Origin of the sequence: Micromonospora sp. NBC_00858 (assembly GCF_045207365.1) — a bacterium.
Taxonomy (GTDB): domain Bacteria; phylum Actinomycetota; class Actinomycetes; order Mycobacteriales; family Micromonosporaceae; genus Micromonospora.
This window is the reverse complement of sequence record NZ_CP108828.1, coordinates 5,461,442-5,478,520: the sequence shown is the minus strand read 5'-3', so window position 1 is coordinate 5,478,520 and position 17,079 is coordinate 5,461,442. Positions and strand designations below refer to the sequence as shown.

Genomic DNA, 17,079 nt, shown 5'->3' with positions numbered 1-17,079 from the left:
CCTCGCACTAGAGGCCGAGGGCGGCGGCGATCTCGGTGCGGAGCTGCGCGATCGCGGCCTGCGCGCGGGTCCGGGCCGCCGCGACGTCACCGTCCGTGACCGGCTCGACCACCTCGAGGTACGCCTTGAGCTTCGGCTCGGTGCCGGACGGCCGGATCACCACCCGGGCTGCCCCGGTGCGCAGGATCACCACGTCCGCCTCCGGCAGCAGGTCCTGGGTGCTGTCGACCGGGTGGCCCAGCAGCGTGGTCGGGGTGGCCGCGCGGATCCGGGCCATCGCTCGGGCGATCTCCCGCAGGTCGTCCACCCGGACGGAGAGCTGGTCGGTGTGGTGCACGCCGAACTCGGCGGCCAGCTCGTCCAGCCGGTCGGTCAGCGTACGACCCTGCGCCTTGAGGCCGGCGGCCAGTTCGGCCACGGTCAGCGCGGCGGTGATGCCGTCCTTGTCGCGTACGTGCTCCGGGGCGACGCAGTAGCCGAGCGCCTCCTCGTAGCCGTAGACCAGCGGCGCGCTCCCGCCGCCGGCCCGGACGATCCACTTGAAGCCGGTCAGCGTCTCGTCGTAGGGCAGCCCCCGGGCCGCGCACATCGCCCGGAGCAGTGACGACGAGACGATGGTGGTGGCGTAGAGCCCGGTCACCCCGCGGCGCATCAGGTGGTCGGCGAGCAGTACGCCCACCTCGTCGCCGCGCAGCATCCGCCAGCCCTGCCCGCCGTCGCTCGTGCCGTCGCGGACCACCACCGCGCAGCGGTCCGCGTCGGGGTCATTGGCGATGGCGAGGTCGGCACCGGTGGAGTCGGCCAACGCGATCAGCCGGTCCACCGCTCCCGGCTCCTCCGGGTTGGGGAATGACACGGTGGGAAACTCCGGGTCCGGTTCGGCCTGATCGGGCACCACACCGGGCACCGGGAAGCCGGCGCGGGCGAAGGCGGCGGTGAGCACCGCGGCGCCCACCCCGTGCAGCGGGGTGTACGCCACCGTCAGGTCCCGTGACCCGTCCGGCGCGATCACCGCGGTGGCCCGCTCGACGTACGAGGCGACCACGTCGTCGCCGAGCACCTGACCGGGTTGGCCCAGCGGCACCTGGGTCAGCGGGCCGACCGCGCGGATGGCGGCCTCGATGCCGGCGTCGGCGGGCGGCACGATCTGCGCTCCCGCGCCCAGTTCCCCGCCCAGCTCGGCGCCGAGGTAGACCTTGTAGCCGTTGTCCTGCGGTGGGTTGTGGCTGGCCGTGACCATCACGCCAGCGACCGCGCCGAGCTGGCGCACCACGTACGCCAGCACCGGGGTGGGTAGCGGGCGGGGCAGCAGCAGCGCCGGCCGGCCGGCACCGGTGGCCACCTGGGCCGTCCGCTCGGCGAACTCGCGGGAGCCGTGCCGGGCGTCGTACCCGATCACCAGTGGGCCGGTGCCGCCCTGGGCGGCGAGCCAGCCGACCAGGCCAGCGGCGGCCTGGGTGACCACGGCGAGGTTCATTCCATTGGGGCCGGCGCGCAGCGGGCCGCGGAGGCCCGCGGTGCCGAAGGTCAGCGGCCCGGCGAACCGGTCGGCCAACTCCGGGGCGCTCGCCGGCAGCCGGTCGAGCACTGCCGTCAGCTCATCCCGGCTGGCCGGGTCCGGGTCGTCGGCGAGCCAGCGCCGGGCTTGCTCGCGAATGTCGTCGATGTCAGTGGTGTCCGCCGCCATGCCCCTTGATAGCACGGCGGCGGATCACCGCTGTCGGTTCCCTCCGGCTCAGCCGTCGCCGGTGAGCTGGAACGTCCGGACCATCTCGTCGAAGATCGGCTTGCTCTCGCCGTACCGGGTGTCGCTGGAGGACAGGTAGAACGAGTAGGCCTTGCCGTCGTTGACCACCGCGTGCCACACCCCGTGGCGCATGTCGCCACCCTCGCCACAGGTGTACTCGAATTCGACGCCGGGGCTGCCCGCCGACTCCCGCTCGCTGATGGCGACCTGCTCGTACGGCTTCTTGCAGGACGTGCTCTTGGTGCGGAGGAAGTTCTGTGCGCTCTCCGCCCAGCGGGTGGGCGTCCCGGTCCACTTCTCGGTGAGGATCCGGATCTTGCGACCGTCGTCCTCCGGGTCGATGTAGTCGGTGTAGCTGCCGCCGGTGGACTTCTTCCAGCCCTTCGGCACCAGCACCTGGACGCCCCGGGCGGAGTGCTCCTGCATCTCCACCCCCGGATCAGCCGGGGCGGACGCGGTGGGCTGGGCCTGGGGGGTGACCGGCGGGGGTTCGTCGCCGCCGCTGGACAGCGCCACGATGCCGAGCAGCAGCACCACGACCAGCCCACCGGCCGCGGCCAACTGCACCTTGCGCGGCCAGCCCTTCACGGTGCTGACCAGTTGACCACCGGTGGCACGGACCTTGCCGAGGGCGCCGCCGCCCGACGGGGCAGGCGGCGTGGCCCAGGGCTGCCCGGTGCCGGGCACCGACCACTGGTTTCCACCGCCGTAGGTGCCGCCGATGCGCTGGGTGGCCTCCGGCGCGCCGCCGTAGGCGACCTGCTGGGTGGCGTCGGACCGGCTGCCGTAACTGACCCGCTGGGTGGCGTCCGGGTGCCCGCCGGCGTCCACCCGCTGGGTGGCGTCCGCGTTGCCGCCGTAGGTGCGCCCGGTAGTGGGTCGGCCGGGAACCGGCATGGCGCCGGTGGGCGTGTGCAGCGGGCCGGCCAGCGCGTCGGCGCTGGTTTCGTCGAGCCCGGTGGCGCCGGCCGCGCCGGCCGGCTGCGGGCGTTCGCCCCGGCGCAGCGCGGCCAGCCGGTCGGTCAACGACTCGCCCGGGGCCAGCATCGCCCGGCCGCCGATCTGGTTGTCCGGCTTCGGCTCCGGCTGGGCCGGCAGGGCGAGGGGCGCCGGTCGCTGCTGCACCGGCACCACGGCGTACGGGTCGGTGACCGAGTGCACGGCGGTGGCGGTGCTGCCCAGCGGGCCGGCGAGCAGCTCGCGCAGCATGGACCGGGAGGTGTGCACGTCCAGCCGGCGGGCCGGGTCCTTCTCCAACAGGCCCATCAGCACCCGGGTCAGCGGACCGCTGCGCTGCGGCGGGGCGGGCGGGTCCTCGACGACGGCGTGCATGGTTTCGATCGGGTCGCCCTTGTCGAACGGGGGCCGCCCCTCGACCGCCGTGTAGAGCGTCACGCCCAGCGAGAAGAGGTCGCTCGGCGGCCCGAACTCCTGGCCCATGGCCCGCTCAGGCGAGATGAAGTGCGGCGAGCCGAGCACCATGCCGGGGGTGGTGAGCTGCACGTCGGTGGGCATCCGGGCGACCCCGAAGTCGGTCAGCACGCAGCGCCCGTCGGTGCAGATCAGCACGTTGGCCGGTTTGACGTCGCGGTGCAGCACGCCGATCGCGTGTGCGACCTCCAACGCGCCGAGCAGCGCGATGCCGATCTTGGCAACCGCGCGCTGCGCGACCGGCCCGTCCTCGATCACCATGTCGGCGAGGCTGCGGGCGTCCAGCAGCTCCATGACGATCCACGGCCGGCCGGCCTCGGTGACCACGTCGTACACCTGGACCACCGCGGGGTGCTGGATGGCAGCCGCGGCGCGGGCCTCGCGCAGGGTGCGTTCGTACATGGCGTCGCGGTCGCTGGGGGCCAGCCCCGGGGGCAGGACGACCTCCTTCACCGCCACGTCCCGGCGCAGCAGGGTGTCTGTGGCGCGCCACACCGTACCCATGCCGCCGTTGCCCACCGAGGACCGCAGCGAGTACCGGCCACCGATGGTGGTGCCGGGCGCCGCTCGTCCGTTGGCGGAACTAACCGGTCCGCCGCTCCACGTCGGGATCTGAGTCACAGAAAAGCCACCGGGGGAAATCGAGGGGGGCTGGGACACAACCCCCCTATCTTGCTGGTTCCGACGCCCGATGCGAAAGCCGACGCGACGGACGTTTATCCAACTCGACAGAACGTGGCCAACCGTTCACCTCCTGTTGAGCTGTCGGGACGCACTGTGCGGTATCCCTCACCCGACGGCGCGCCCACGGGTCCTACCATCCGGGGATGAGCGAACGGCGGTCAAGCGAGTCCGGTTTCCCGATCAAGGACGTCTACTCGGCGGCCGACCTTCCGGAGGACCTGGACACCCGCCTGGGCGGCCCGGGCGAGTTCCCGTACACCCGGGGGGTCTACCCCACGATGTACACCTCCCGCCCGTGGACCATGCGCCAGTACGCCGGCTTCGGCACCGCCACCGAGTCCAACGCGCGGTACCACCAGCTGTTGCGTGCCGGCACGATGGGCCTCTCGGTCGCCTTCGACCTGCCCACCCAGATGGGCTACGACTCGGACGAGCCGATCGCGCACGGCGAGGTCGGCAAGGTGGGCGTCGCCATCGACTCCATCGACGACATGCGGCTGCTCTTCGCCGACATCCCGCTGGACAAGGTCTCCACCTCGATGACCATCAACGCGCCCGGGTCGGTGCTGCTGCTGCTCTACCAGCTCGTCGCCGAGGAGAACGGCGTCCCCGGCTCGGCGCTCAACGGCACCATCCAGAACGACATCCTCAAGGAGTACATCGCCCGGGGGACGTACATCTTCCCGCCGAAGCCGTCGCTGCGCCTGGTGGCCGACACGTTCGCGTACTGCCGCAAGGAGGTGCCGAAGTGGAACACCATCTCCATCTCCGGCTACCACATGGCGGAGGCCGGAGCGACGCCCGCGCAGGAGATCGCGTTCACCCTCGCCAACGGCGTGGAGTACGTCCGGGCCGCGCTGGCGGCGGGGCTGGCCGTGGACGACTTCGCCCCCCGGCTGTCGTTCTTCTTCGTGGCCCGCACCACGCTGCTGGAGGAGGTGGCGAAGTTCCGCGCCGCCCGGCGGATCTGGGCCCGGCTGATGCGCGACGACTTCGGCGCCAAGGATCCGAAGTCCATGATGTTGCGCTTCCACACCCAGACCGCGGGCGTGCAGCTCACCGCCCAGCAGCCGGAGGTGAACCTGGTCCGGGTGGCGGTGCAGGGGTTGGGCGCGGTGCTCGGTGGCACCCAGTCGCTGCACACCAACAGCTTCGACGAGGCGATCGCGCTGCCCACCGAGAAGGCGGCCCGGCTCGCGCTGCGTACCCAGCAGGTGCTGGCGTACGAGACGGACCTGACCGCCACCGTCGACCCGTTCGCCGGCTCGTACGTGGTGGAGGCGATGACCGCCGAGATCGAGGCCGCCGCCGTCGAGCTGATGGAGCGGGTGGCCGACCACGGCTCGGCGGTCGACGCGATCGAGGCCGGGTTCCAGAAGCGGGAGATCGAGCAGTCCGCGTACCGGATCGCCCAGGAGATCGACTCGGGCGAGCGGGTGGTGGTGGGGCTCAACCGGTTCGCGGTGGACGAGGAGGAGCCGTACGAGCCGTTGCGGGTCGACCCGACGATCGAGGCGGCTCAGGCCGAGCGGCTGGCCCGGCTGCGCGCCGAACGGGACGCCGACGCGGTGGCGCGGGCCCTCGCCGGGCTCCGGGCCGCTGCCGACGGGACGGAGAACGTGCTGTACCCGATGAAGGAGGCGCTGCGGGCCCGGGCCACGGTCGGTGAGGTCTGCGGGACGCTGCGCGAGGCGTGGGGGCTGTACCGGCCCACCGACCGGTTCTGATCGGACGATCGGCTGTTTTGCCAGGTCAAGGCGGGTTTGCTGGGCGTCGGCGGAGCTACAGTCGGAAGCGGATCCCCCGGCTGGGCCGGGGGCGGCGTGGCCCCCGACGGCGTCCGGGGTGTGTCCACCAGGTTTAGGGGTAACCCGACCGGGTGAACGCGGACGCACACGGTGTGCGGTCACGACGGACGGGTGCGTGTGAGCGTCTTTATCCGGCTCGTTGCGGAGCGTGGTCGGCTAATTGTCGGAGTGTCCGTTCATCAGCCGGACTAATGCGACAATTCGCAACGGGGGCCTACGAGTGGCGCCGAGATTCGTGACCGCCGAGATCGGTTACGCGTTGTAGGAGGTGAGGGGCGGATGACGGCGTTCGACCGTGATCTACCTGCTGTCCCACACATCTCCGAGCGCCCTCAGCAGGGCATACGTGACGCTGCGCGGTCTGATCATTACCGTAACGAGGTTGCGCAGCGTCACCGCCGGAGGTCTAGGCTGTCTGCTGTCCCCGATGATCCATCCATCTCTAGTGATCGAGAATTCGACGTGACGAGTGCGTTGACGCTGCCCACGGGCAGCCAGCTGGCGTCGTCCTGGCCGGAAACGCCGCCCGGGTCCATCCCTCTGCCCCGCGATCTGGACCACCTCCTCGCGCTCCGCGTACCAGGGCTGATCGCTACGCGCCGTCACCTCCACTCGCACCCAGAGCTTTCCGGCACCGAGTTCGAGACGGCCGCCCTGATCGCCCGGGAGCTCTCACTGGCCGGGCTGCACCCACGACTGCTGCCCAAGGGCAACGGCGTGATCTGCGACGTCGACGGCCGCCCGGACGGCCCGGTCATCGCGCTGCGCGCCGACATCGACGCCCTTCCGCTGCACGATCCCAAGGACGTCCCCTACCGGTCCACCGTGGAGGGCGTCTGCCACGCCTGCGGCCACGACGTGCACACCTCGATCCTGCTCGGCGTCGGCATGCTGCTGGCCCAGCTCGCCGACCTCGGTGAGCTGGACGGCCGGGTCCGGCTCATCTTCCAGCCCGCCGAGGAGATCCTGCCCTGCGGCTCGCTCGAGGTCATCGAGGCCGGCGGCCTGGACGACGTGGTGCAGATCTTCGCGCTGCACTGCGACCCGAACCTGCCGGTGGGTCAGGTCGGCCTGAGGGTCGGCCCGATCACCGCGGCCGCCGACAACGTCACCGTCCGGCTCTCCGGCCCGGGCGGGCACACCGCCCGCCCGCACCTGACGGTCGACCTGGTCGACGCGCTCGGCCGGCTGATCACCGAGGTGCCCGCCCTGGTCAGCCGCCGGGTGCCGGCCAACAGCGGGCTGCTGCTGGTCTTCGGCCACGCCTCGGCCGGCACCCGCTACAACGTCATCCCCTCCGAGGCGTGCGCCTCGGGCACGCTGCGGGTGATGGACCGCGACACCTGGGAGCAGGCTCCCAAGATCGTGGCTCAGGTGGTCCGCGACGTGATCGCTCCGACCGGCGCCACGGTCGACCTGGAGTACCTGCGCGGCCGGCCGCCGGTGAGCAACGACTCCCGGGCCATCCAGGTGCTGACGGCAGCCACCGCCGCCGCGCTCGGCCCGCAAGGGATCGCCGAGACGCCGCAGAGCATGGGCGGCGAGGACTTCTCCTGGTATCTGGAGTACGTCCCCGGCGCCCTCGCCCGCCTCGGCGTGGGCCGTTCCGGCCCCAACGTCGACCTGCACCGCGCGTCCTTCGACGTGGACGAGCGGGCCATCCCGGCCGGCGTACGCGTCATGGTGCAGACCGCGCTGCGGGCACTGGCGGCGGCGCGCTGACCGGTGCCACCAGGGCCGGATCCTTCCGCCGCCGGCGCAGCACCAGCAGCAGCACCGCCAGCGGTACGCCGAGCGCCACCAGCCAGGGCAGCAGCGCGCCCAGCACGGTGAGCAGGACGGTCAGCGAGGCGACGAACGCCTTCCAGCCGCCCTTCAGCCCGACCAGGAAGCCGGTTTCGGTCTTCTCTTCGGTGGTCTTCGCCGCCGGGCCGGCCAGTGACACGGTGATCGTGGAGAGGGCGGTCAGGTCGGCCAACCGCCGCTTCTTGGCCTCCAGTGAGGCCAGGTCCGCCTCCCGGCGACCAAGCTCGTTCTCCAGCGACACCAGGTCGGTGATCGAGGTGGCGCGGGCGAGCAGCCGGCGGGCGCTGTCCACCCGGGCCCGCTGACTGATGATCCGCGCGTCCAGGTCGACCGTCTCCTCGGTGACGTCCTGGGTGCTGATCTCCCGGCTCTGCTGCCGCCCGAGCTTGGCGATCTCGTCCACCACGCCGGAAAACTTCGGCGCCGGCACCCGCAACTGCAACTCCGCCACCGCGTCGGCCTCGGCGCTGTGTCGCTGGTCGCCACCGATGAAGCCACCGGCCCGGGTGACCACGGCAGTGACCTCGCGGGCGGCCGCGTCCACATCGTTCACCTGGACCCGCATCGCTCCGGTGTAGATGATCGCCCGCTGGTCGATCCGCAGGTCCGGTGCGCCGGCCCCGGCCGCCCCGGGCCCGCCAGCCCCGGCCGCCTCCGGTGCGCCCGCGGCGCTGTCCTTGTCCGCGCCGCCGTTCGCGGCCGGCGCGTCGGCCGCCGAGCCGGCCGTGTCCCGTGCCCCGCTGTCGCCGGCACCGCACCCCGTCAACACCAGTGCCGCCGCCAGTGCCGTTACCGCCAGCAGTGTGCCGTGGCGTCGTCCCGCCCGTTCGTCCATCCCCGCTCCTTCTGTCGTCAGCCGGTGTGGCGATACCTCGGACGCGGCGCGCTCGTCGGCTGGTTCCGGCAGACTGCGCTGAGGACGTCACGATTCGATAATCGAGGAGTCACGATGCGGCTCACCAAGTACGCCCACTCCTGCCTCCGGGTGGAACACGACGGGGGAGTGCTCGTCGTCGACCCCGGGGTGTTCAGCGATCCCGCAGCGCTGGAAGGTGCGGACGCGGTGCTGGTCACCCATGAACATGCCGACCACCTCGATGTGGCGGCGGTGTGTCTCCAGCTCGACCGGGGACCGCTCACGATCCACGGGCCCGCCTCGCTCGCCGGCACCCTCGGCGACGCGGCCGAGGCGTTGCACCCGGTCGCGGCCGGCGAGTCGTTCACCGCCGCCGGGGTCGCCATCCGCGCGTACGGCGGGCGGCACGCGGTGATCCACCCGGACATCCCGGTGGTGGACAACCTCGGTTTCCTGATCAACGACGTGGTCTACCACCCCGGGGACGCCCTGGTGGTGCCGGACGAAACCCCGGTCGACACGCTCTTCGCGCCGATCCACGCCCCCTGGTCGAAGTTCTCCGAGGTGGTCGACTTCATCCGGGCGGTCGCCCCGCGGCGTGCGTACGCGCTGCATGACGGGCTGCTCAACGCAAACGGGCTGGGCGTGCTCGACCGGCAGTACGCCGCGCTGTCCGGCACCGAGTACCAGCGTCTGGAGCCCGGTAGCCGGGTGGACGTCTGAGGCCATGCCCGGCCCCTCCCCGGAGCTGGTGGAGCAGCTCTACCGCACCCCACCGGAGCGGTTCGTGGCCGCCCGGGACGCCGCCGTGTCCGAGGCCCGCCGCGCCGGCGACCCGACCACCGCCCGGCAGTTGGCCCGACTGCGCCGCCCCACGGTGGCCGCCTGGCTGGTCAACCTGCTCGCCATCCACCGCCCCGAGCTGGTCGCCGACCTCGTCCAGCTCGCCGACGCGCTGCGTGCCGCCCAGCGGGAGTTGCGCGGGCCTCGGCTCCGGGAGCTGTCCGCGCAGCGTCGGGCGGTGGTGGCCGCCCTGGTCGCCGAGGTCCGCAAGCTCGCCGCAGCGGAGCCGGACGCCCCGCCGGCCAGCAAGCTGCCGCTGGCCGAGGTGGAGGCGACCCTGAACGCGGCGCTCTCCGACACCGAGGTCGCCGAGCAGGTCCGGGCCGGACGCCTGATCCGAGCGGCCAGCTACGCCGGCTTCGGCGAGGTGCCCCGCCCGCAGTTGCGGCTGGTCACCGGCGACGACGAGGGGCCGGCCGTGGAACGCCCGGTCCGCCGCCCCGGTGCCCAGCGGGCCCGCCCCGAGGAGGCGGCCCCCCGTACCGACCGGGCCGCAGAGCGGGCCGAGCGGGCGGCGCAGCGGGCGGCCCGCGCCGAGCGGGACCGGCAGCGCCGGGCACTGGACCGGGAACTGGCCAGGGCCCGCACCGACCAGGAGCGTGCCGAAGCCGAGTTGACCGAGGCGACCGACCATGAGCGCGACGGCGCCGCCGTACTCGATCGGATCGAGACCGAGCTGGCCGAGTTGGAGCGGCGGCGGGCGGTCGCGGAGCAGGATCTCAGCCGGGCCAAGCTGGCCCGGCGCGCGGCCGAGCGGGCGGTCACCGTGGCCCGGCGGCGCGCGGGCGAGGTCGAGGCGGCGGTCGAGGCGCTGGCGGCCGAAGAGGGGACTGCGGACTCCGGCGGTGGCCCGGCAGACTGACCATCGATGGACGACGACGAGCGGGCGGGCCGTCGCGGGCTGGCAGTCCCGGATCGGGAAGGCGCCGTGGCTGGTGGGCCGGTGCGCCCGGGGGTGGCGTTCGGATGACGCCGGAGCAGGTCGCCGCCGCCAGCAAGCCGGTCGTGCTCGACCTGGGCGACGGGTTCAGTCGATGCCCGACCACGCTGCGCCGGGCTCGGCTGCTCGGCATCTCCGGCTGGGCCTTCTACATCAGCGGCAGGGCCGGCGCGCTCGGCGACGTACGGGCCGAGACGGCCGCCGCCGCCCTCGGCTTCATCGCCCCGGACGCGGTCGCGGACGGTTGGGACGCCGCGGCCCGGGTCCTCCGGCCGGCCGAGGTGGCCGCCGCGAGCCTCGCCGAGTGTTGCCGGTGGGGGACGCAGCACCTGGGCGCGCTGCCCGGCACCGAGCGCCTGGCCGGGCTGGTCGAGCGCGCGGTGACGGCGGCGGACGCCAGTGGCATGCCGCTCTTCGCCGCCTGGCGGGCCATGCCGCTGCCGGATCTCTCCGCCGGCGCACGGAGCGCCGCGGGGCTGCGACTGCTCCGCGAACACTTCACCGGCGCCTACCTGCTGGCGGTGCGCGCCGCCGGAATGACCCCGCTGGAGGCCGTGCTGGCCGGGCCCGAGGGGGAGGCCGGCGCGGTGGCCTGTGGCTGGCCGCCGCCGTACCCGCCGGTCGGGCCGCTGGTGCGTCGGCGGCTCTGGGCGGAGGCGGTGACCAACCGGCTGGCCGCGCCGGCGTTCGCGGTGCTCGGCGCCGCCGACGGCGCCGAGCTGGTGGAGCTGTTGCACCGGACCCGGGCCGACCTCGCCCCCACGCTGCCCCTCGGCCGGTGACGACGGGCTGTCCAAAAATGGGCGGCGCCGGCGGCGGTCGGCTGTCAGGATCACCTGCCGTGACCCTTCCCGCTGGCTGGACCACGCGCCGGCCCACCCTCGACGACGTTCCGGCGATCCTCGCGGTGGTGCACGCCGCCGACACCTTCGCCATCGGCCATCCCGACTTCGACGCCGAGGACGTCGCCGAGTCGCTGGGCGCCCCCTTCTTCGACCCCGCGCGGGACTCCTGGCTGGCGGTGGACCCGGACGACGCCGTGGTCGCCTGGGCGACCCTGGACAACCCGACCGGGGTCGGCCGGGAGTTCGTGGAGGTCTACGTCGACCCGGAGCGGGCCGCCGCGGTGCGGGCTCCGCTGCTGGCCCGGCAACTGGACCGGGTCGCCGAGCGGGCGGCCGAGCGGGGGCTGCCCGCGCTCACCGTCCGGTGCGCGGTCTTCGAGCCGGAACGCGACTGGGAACGGGACCTGCGCACGGCCGGGTTCACCCTGGCCAAGCGGTACGTCCGGATGAGCCGTCCGCTGGCCGACCTGCCCGCCGAGCCGCCCTCGCCGCCCGGCGTGACGGTGCGACCGGTCCGCCCGGACGACGAGGCCGAGCTGCGGGAGTTCCACCGGATCCACGACATCGCCTTCGGCGACACCCCGGACCACGAGCCGCTGTCGTACGAGCGGTGGCGGGCCCGGATCGGTGACGTGACCGCCTGGGACGAGTGGTTCGTCGCCGAGGTGGACGGGGTACCAGCCGGTGCGTTGCAGTCCTCGGACCAGGCGCTCGACCAGCAGGAGGGCTTCGTGCGGAGCCTGTCGGTGCTGCCCGCGTACCGCCGGCGGGGGGTGGGCGCCGCGCTGCTGCGTCGTGCCTTCGCCCGCTACGCCGAGAAGGGCCGGCAGGCGGCCGGCCTCGGGGTGGACCTCACCAACCCGACCGCGCCGCTGTCGCTCTACCGGTCGGTGGGCCTGCGGCAGACGCGGTGGACCGACATGTTCGAGGTGCTCGTCCCGGCGGCCGGTGTGTGATTGACGACCCCGGCCGGGGCCGACGAACGGTCCGGCTGGCTGCGGGAGCAGACTGAGGGCGTGCGATACGCCCTACGCCGACGCGGTGCCGGTGGGGCGGGACCGCAGCTCGGTGACGTAGTCGTCCGGCGCGCCCGCCTTCTCGGCGGCGTTCGCGATCTCCGAGAGGTACCACGACGTCGGCAGGCCGCCCTCGTACCCGTCGAAGACGTAGATCCACGCGGTCACGTCGCCGTCGAGGGTGGAGACCCGGACGTGCAGCTTGCGGTACGTGCCGGCGGCCACCCCCTCAAGCTCGTCGAGCTGGGCCGCGTCGTACGGGTGGATGTCGTAGATCGCCACGAAGACGCGGTCGCCGGGGGACTCGACCAGAGTGCTCACCGCGCCCTCCCAGCCGATCACGTCCGCCCCGGCGAAGGTCAGCCGCCACCCCTCCAGCCAGCCGGTGCCCACCATCGGCGAATGCGGGCAGTAGGCGCGCATCCGGGCGGGGTCGAGATTTGAGCCGTAGGCGGCGTGATGACGCACGGCGATGACGATAGCCCTGCCGACGGGTGGGGGAGAATACGACTGTGCGTGTCGGGTGCGCTCGGGAGAAGAAAGTCACTGTGAGCATCGACGAAGGGCGAACGTTGTGAGCCGGATCGTGATCATCGGCGGGGGGCCGGCCGGGTACGAGGCGGCGCTGGTCGCCGCCCAGCTGGATGCCGATGTCACCGTGGTGGAGGCGGACGGCGCGGGCGGGGCCTGCGTGCTCTCCGACTGCGTACCGTCGAAGACCTTCATCGCCAGCTCGGGGGTGGTCACCGGTTACCGGGACACCGAGGAGTTCGGGGTGCACTCGGACGGCCTGGAGGCGGTCACCGTCGACGCGCGGGCGGTGCACGAGCGGGTCAAGCGACTCGCGCTGGCGCAGTCCGCCGACATCCACGCCAAGCTGCTCAAGGCGGGTGTCACCTTCGTGGCCGGCACCGCCCGGCTGGGCGAGGACGCTCTCGGGCACACCCACCGGGTCATCGTCACCCCGGCCGGCGGCGGCGAGGAGTACTCGATCGCCGCGTCCACCGTGCTGGTGGCCACCGGCTCGACGCCCCGCCAACTGCCCACCGCCGTACCGGACGGCGAGCGCATCCTGACCTGGCGTCAGGTGTACGACCTGCCGGAGTTGCCCGCGCACCTGATCGTGGTCGGCTCCGGCGTGACCGGCGCCGAGTTCGCCAGCGCGTACCTGGCGATGGGGGTCGAGGTCACCCTGGTCTCCAGCCGGGACCGGGTGATGCCGCACGAGGACGCCGACGCTGCCGCTGCCATCGAGCGGGTGTTCCGCAACCGGGGCATGAACATCCTCAACAACTCCCGGGCCGACGCGGTCCGGCGTACCGCGGACGGCGTCGAGGTGGAGCTCTCCGACGGCCGCAAGGTCTTCGGCTCCCACGCGCTGATCGCGGTCGGTTCGATCCCGAACACCGCCGACCTGGGCCTCGCCGAGTACGGCGTGCAGTTGGGCCGGGGTGGCTACGTCACGGTCGACCGGGTGTCCCGCACCAACGTGCCCGGCATCTACGCCGCCGGTGACTGCACCGGCGTGCTGCTGCTGGCCAGCGTCGCCGCCATGCAGGGCCGGATCGCGATGTGGCACGCGCTCGGCGAGGCGGTCCGCCCGCTGCGGCTGCGCACCGTCGCGGCGAACGTCTTCACCGACCCGGAGCTGGCCACGGTGGGTGTCTCCCAGGACGAGGTGGACTCCGGCAAGGTGCCGGCCCGGCAGGTGATGCTGCCGCTGTCCGGCAACGCCCGGGCCAAGATGGACGATCTTTCCGACGGCTTCGTGAAGCTGTTCTGCCGGCCGGCCAGCGGTCAGGTGGTCGGCGGTGTGGTGGTCGCCCCTAAGGCCAGCGAGCTGATCCTGCCGATCACCATGGCGGTGGAGAACAACCTCACCGTCAACGAGCTGGCACAGACCATCACCATCTACCCGTCGCTGTCCGGCTCGATCACCGAGGCGGCCCGCCAGCTCATGCTCCACGAGCTGGAGTGACCCGCCACCGGGCGACCGGCGTCCGGGCCAGGGTCACCGCGACGGTGCCGAGCACTGCCACCTCGGTGAGGATGAGCAGGCGCTCGGCCAGGCCGATGAGCAGGCGCTCACCGGGGTAGGCGGACCAGATCATCGCCGCCGCCAGGGCCAGGCTGAGCAGGACGAGGGTGCGCAGCGTCCGGGCGGCGGGTGCCAGGTCGGGCCGGCGGGCGAGCAGCCAGCCGGCGGCCGGCAGCGCCAGGAAGGCGACCACCGAGGCGTACCGGTGCAGGTACGCGGCGGTGGTCATGGCGGTGCCCGGCTCGTTCGTCGGCACCACCGCGGCCAGCAGCAGCCCGGCCACCCACGCGCCGAGAAGCAGCTCGGTCGGTCGATCGGAGACCGGCTGGGGCGGTCCGGTGCGGCGCAGCCCGTACAGCAGCGCCACGGTGGCGAGCGCGAGCACCACCATCGCGATGTCGATGACGCCGCCCCGGTCGGAGACCGCGAAGTCGCTGATGGTCAGCGCCCACGGATTGAGGTCGTCGTTGACTTCGAGGTGACCGATCACGGTGAGCAGCGCCGCCAGCGCGATTCCGCCGAGGGCGAGCAGGCCGGTGCTCCGGGTTCCAGGCATGCCTCAGCCTGTCGCCGCAGAGACCCGAGCCGGATCCGGGATGGCCACCGAAATCGTCCCGGGGGACCACCCCTAGAGGTACCCGGACAGCGACCGGTGCGACCCTCAGTCGATGGGGATGTCGGCTGCGGCGGCGGCGCGGGCGTGCCGGGCGCTGACCAGGGTCATCGCCCAGCCGGCCGCGGCGAAGCCGGCCGCCGCGGCGGTGGCGATGATGGCCAGCCGCCACGCCGACTCGGTCAGCGCGGTGCCGCCCAGGTGCCCGACCAGTGCGCCGTAGGTGGCCCAGCCCAGTGCGGCGACCGCCTCGTAGAGCACGAACAGCCGGTACGGGTAGCGGCTGCGGCCGGCCGAGAAGCAGGCCGCCATCCGACCGCCGGGCACAAACCGGCACAGCAGGATGACCACCGGCCCAGGCTGGCGCAGCCCCTGGGTGACCCGGCTGGCCATCCGGCGGGCACGGCTCGGCTCGGTGTGCCGGGGCGCCCGCCGGTCCGGTGCACTCCGACCGAGCAGGTAGCAGGCCAGGTCGCCAGCGAACACACCGAGCGCGCCGACGGCGATGGTGACCGGCAGGTTGAGCCCGCCGTAGACGGTGAGCGCGCCGCTGGTGATCATGATGATCTGGGTGGGGATCACCGGAACGAAGGCGTCCGCGATCAGCAGGCTAAGCAGCACGAGGTACGCCCACGTCGGCGATGCGACGTCAGTCAGTAGTTCGGGCACGCCTGCCACCTCGCCGGATGCGGCCGATTGAGTGTCCTGAGCCTGACGGCGTGTCCGGCGTCACCGTGGACAGCCCCGTCCCGTCGTGACCGTCGACACTGCCGGGCCACCCCTGTACAACGAGGCGAACGGTCCTCGGGTGACGGCTCGACCACCGTCCCACCGGGCCCGCGTGGGGTCGGCGGATCGGCGTCCGTCGGCGTACCGTTGTGCGCGCGGCCCCGTCCGTCGGGTCCCCCGTTCCTGACGATTCGGGCCGCCCAGGGCCGCCGGCGGGTCCCGCGCCGGCGGCCCGCCCCTTCCTTCGGCACCACAAATCCGGGTGCGTCCGCGTCCGCCCGGCGGGTACCGTCGCCGCATGCGCAGCGCGGTAGTGGTGACCACGACGCCGGGTGTCCCCGGCGTGCCGCTCTGACGTAACCACCGTCGACCAGGCCCCGGGGCGATCCGCCCCCGAGGGCCGCGCGGCGTTCGGAGTACAGGTCGCCTCCGGGTCGTATCCGATCCAGGAGCGCGACATGATTGACCACCGCAGGCTCGGCCGGGAGCTGGACCTGTTCGTCTCCGACCCGCTGGCCGGCGCCGGCCTGCCGATCTGGCTGCCGGCCGGCGCCGCCGCCCGGCACGCCGTCGAGGAGTACGTCCGGGAGTTGGAGCGCCGCTCCGGCCACCAGCACGTCTACTCGCCACCGTTGGGCAAGCGGGAACTCTTCGAACTCTCCGGGCACTTCGGCTACTTCGCCGACGACATGTTCCCGCCGATGCGGCTGAGCGCCGACGACGAGTTCGTGCTCCGGCCGGCACTCTGCCCACACCATGCGCTGGTCTTCCGGGCCCGGGGCCGCTCCTATCGGGAGCTGCCGCTGCGGATCGCGGAGCTGGGCGGGATGTACCGCTCGGAGCGCTCCGGGGTGCTCGGCGGGCTGTCCCGGGTACGTGCCATCTCGCTCAACGACGCGCACACCTTCTGCGCTCCGGACCAGGTGGGCGAGGAGGTCGTGGAGATCCTGGGGCTGATCCGCGCCGCGCACGCCGCGCTCGGCGTCCGCCCGGCCGGCTTCCGGCTGTCGCTGCGCGGGCCGGGCGAGAAGTACGTCGGCGACGACGCGCAGTGGGCCCGCGCCGAGGAGTTGCTCCGGGGTGCGCTGGCCGGGGTGGACTACGTCGAGGCGCCGGGGGAGGCCGCCTTCTACGGCCCGAAGATCGACATACAGATCGTGGACGCGGCCGGCCGGGAGTCGACCATCTCCACCATCCAGCTGGACTTCGACAAGCCGGAGCGGTTCGACCTGTCGTACACCGATCGGGACGGCAGCCGGCGGCGGCCGGTGATGGTGCACCGCAGCCTGGTCGGCAGCATGGAGCGGCTGTTCGCGTACCTCATCGAGGTGCACGAGGGCGCCTTCCCGGCCTGGTACGCGCCGGTCCAGCTGATGCTGCTGCCGGTGGATGACGGGCAGGTCGACGCGGTGACCGAGCTGGCCCGGCGGGCCGTCGACGCCGGCCTGCGGGTCGAGGTCGACGCCGCCGGTTCGCTGGGCGCCCGGATCCGGGACGCGGCCCGCCGCCGCGTCCCGTACCTCGGGGTGCTCGGCTCCCGCGAGGCGGCCGACGGGCACCTCGCGCTGCGCCTGCGCGGCGGCCGCGCCCCGGACCCGATGCCCGCCGCCGCCGCGCTCGCCCTGATCAGCCGACAGGTCGCCAGCCGCGCGGCCGACCTGCTGCCGCCGGACTGACCCACCCGCCGATCCGGGGCGGATCGTCGTCGACCGAACAAGGCGCA

The 17,079-nt window shown here is 73.2% G+C and carries 14 protein-coding genes; 8 read left to right on the top strand and 6 right to left on the bottom strand.

Features of this window, described 5'->3' with window-relative positions:
• Nucleotides 1-7 precede the first annotated feature (7 nt).
• Both OG990_RS25435 and OG990_RS25430 read right to left on the bottom strand, forming a co-directional pair.
• A complete protein-coding gene (locus tag OG990_RS25435) occupies nucleotides 8-1,687 on the bottom strand; it encodes a phospho-sugar mutase (RefSeq protein WP_406077404.1) in 1,680 nt (559 codons plus the stop codon).
• Nucleotides 1,688-1,735: 48 nt separating this feature from the next.
• Nucleotides 1,736-3,799: a protein kinase domain-containing protein gene (locus tag OG990_RS25430; protein ID WP_406077403.1), complete on the bottom strand. Its 2,064-nt coding sequence runs from the start codon at nucleotides 3,797-3,799 to the stop codon at nucleotides 1,736-1,738.
• A 206-nt stretch (nucleotides 3,800-4,005) separates the two neighbouring features.
• Here OG990_RS25430 and OG990_RS25425 point away from each other — a divergent pair, with 206 nt between their 5' ends.
• On the top strand, nucleotides 4,006-5,589 hold the full coding sequence (locus OG990_RS25425) for a methylmalonyl-CoA mutase (RefSeq protein WP_406077402.1): 1,584 nt from the start codon (nucleotides 4,006-4,008) through the stop codon (nucleotides 5,587-5,589).
• 543 nt (nucleotides 5,590-6,132) lie between these two features.
• Nucleotides 6,133-7,392 (top strand): amidohydrolase, encoded by a 1,260-nt coding sequence (locus OG990_RS25420; protein WP_355602435.1) that lies wholly within the window; start codon nucleotides 6,133-6,135, stop codon nucleotides 7,390-7,392.
• Here OG990_RS25420 and OG990_RS25415 read toward each other — a convergent pair.
• Nucleotides 7,349-8,332, bottom strand: coding sequence for a DUF4349 domain-containing protein (locus OG990_RS25415; RefSeq protein WP_386986647.1), 984 nt, complete (start codon nucleotides 8,330-8,332; stop codon nucleotides 7,349-7,351). The genes OG990_RS25420 and OG990_RS25415 overlap by 44 nt on opposite strands.
• A gap of 93 nt (nucleotides 8,333-8,425) precedes the next feature.
• Here OG990_RS25415 and OG990_RS25410 point away from each other — a divergent pair, with 93 nt between their 5' ends.
• The 4 genes from OG990_RS25410 to OG990_RS25395 all read left to right on the top strand — a co-directional run bounded on the left by OG990_RS25410 (nucleotide 8,426) and on the right by OG990_RS25395 (nucleotide 11,916).
• Nucleotides 8,426-9,055, top strand: coding sequence for an MBL fold metallo-hydrolase (locus OG990_RS25410; RefSeq protein WP_406077401.1), 630 nt, complete (start codon nucleotides 8,426-8,428; stop codon nucleotides 9,053-9,055).
• A gap of 4 nt (nucleotides 9,056-9,059) precedes the next feature.
• Entirely contained in the window at nucleotides 9,060-10,037 is a 978-nt protein-coding gene (locus OG990_RS25405; protein ID WP_386985193.1) for a hypothetical protein, read from the top strand.
• A 104-nt stretch (nucleotides 10,038-10,141) separates the two neighbouring features.
• A complete protein-coding gene (locus OG990_RS25400) occupies nucleotides 10,142-10,897 on the top strand; it encodes an SCO6745 family protein (RefSeq protein WP_328423441.1) in 756 nt (251 codons plus the stop codon).
• A gap of 59 nt (nucleotides 10,898-10,956) precedes the next feature.
• Nucleotides 10,957-11,916, top strand: a complete 960-nt coding sequence (locus tag OG990_RS25395; protein ID WP_406077400.1) for a GNAT family N-acetyltransferase — start codon at nucleotides 10,957-10,959, stop codon at nucleotides 11,914-11,916.
• A gap of 72 nt (nucleotides 11,917-11,988) precedes the next feature.
• Here OG990_RS25395 and OG990_RS25390 read toward each other — a convergent pair whose 3' ends face one another.
• Nucleotides 11,989-12,444: a gamma-glutamylcyclotransferase gene (locus OG990_RS25390; RefSeq protein WP_328423443.1), complete on the bottom strand. Its 456-nt coding sequence runs from the start codon at nucleotides 12,442-12,444 to the stop codon at nucleotides 11,989-11,991.
• 106 nt (nucleotides 12,445-12,550) lie between these two features.
• Between OG990_RS25390 and OG990_RS25385 the strand changes: the two genes are divergently transcribed.
• Entirely contained in the window at nucleotides 12,551-13,954 is a 1,404-nt protein-coding gene (locus tag OG990_RS25385; protein WP_328423445.1) for an NAD(P)H-quinone dehydrogenase, read from the top strand.
• Here the strand turns inward: OG990_RS25385 and OG990_RS25380 are convergent.
• Nucleotides 13,932-14,570 carry a DUF998 domain-containing protein gene (locus OG990_RS25380; RefSeq protein ID WP_406077399.1) on the bottom strand — a complete coding sequence of 213 codons (639 nt, stop codon included), beginning with the start codon at nucleotides 14,568-14,570 and terminating at the stop codon, nucleotides 13,932-13,934. The two genes, OG990_RS25385 and OG990_RS25380, sit on opposite strands and share 23 nt — an antisense overlap.
• 105 nt (nucleotides 14,571-14,675) lie before the next feature.
• The gene (locus OG990_RS25375) at nucleotides 14,676-15,296 is read right to left on the bottom strand and encodes a DedA family protein (protein WP_406077398.1); all 621 of its coding nucleotides are present in this window, start codon (nucleotides 15,294-15,296) and stop codon (nucleotides 14,676-14,678) included.
• 518 nt (nucleotides 15,297-15,814) lie between these two features.
• On the opposite strand from OG990_RS25375, the gene thrS reads away from it, so the two are divergent.
• Nucleotides 15,815-17,032, top strand: a complete 1,218-nt coding sequence (gene thrS, locus OG990_RS25370; RefSeq protein ID WP_406077397.1) for a threonine--tRNA ligase — start codon at nucleotides 15,815-15,817, stop codon at nucleotides 17,030-17,032.
• Nucleotides 17,033-17,079 lie beyond the last annotated feature (47 nt).

Excerpts from the sequence above, each read along its gene's own strand:
- OG990_RS25380 (WP_406077399.1), bottom strand. The coding sequence starts at position 14,570 with ATGCCTGGAACCCGGAGCACCGGCCTGCTCGCCCTCGGCGGAATCGCG.
- OG990_RS25400 (WP_328423441.1), top strand. The coding sequence starts at position 10,142 with ATGACGCCGGAGCAGGTCGCCGCCGCCAGCAAGCCGGTCGTGCTCGAC.
- thrS (WP_406077397.1), top strand. The coding sequence starts at position 15,815 with ATGATTGACCACCGCAGGCTCGGCCGGGAGCTGGACCTGTTCGTCTCC.
- OG990_RS25425 (WP_406077402.1), top strand. The coding sequence starts at position 4,006 with ATGAGCGAACGGCGGTCAAGCGAGTCCGGTTTCCCGATCAAGGACGTC.
- OG990_RS25410 (WP_406077401.1), top strand. The coding sequence starts at position 8,426 with ATGCGGCTCACCAAGTACGCCCACTCCTGCCTCCGGGTGGAACACGAC.
- OG990_RS25405 (WP_386985193.1), top strand. The coding sequence starts at position 9,060 with ATGCCCGGCCCCTCCCCGGAGCTGGTGGAGCAGCTCTACCGCACCCCA.
- OG990_RS25435 (WP_406077404.1), bottom strand. The coding sequence starts at position 1,687 with ATGGCGGCGGACACCACTGACATCGACGACATTCGCGAGCAAGCCCGG.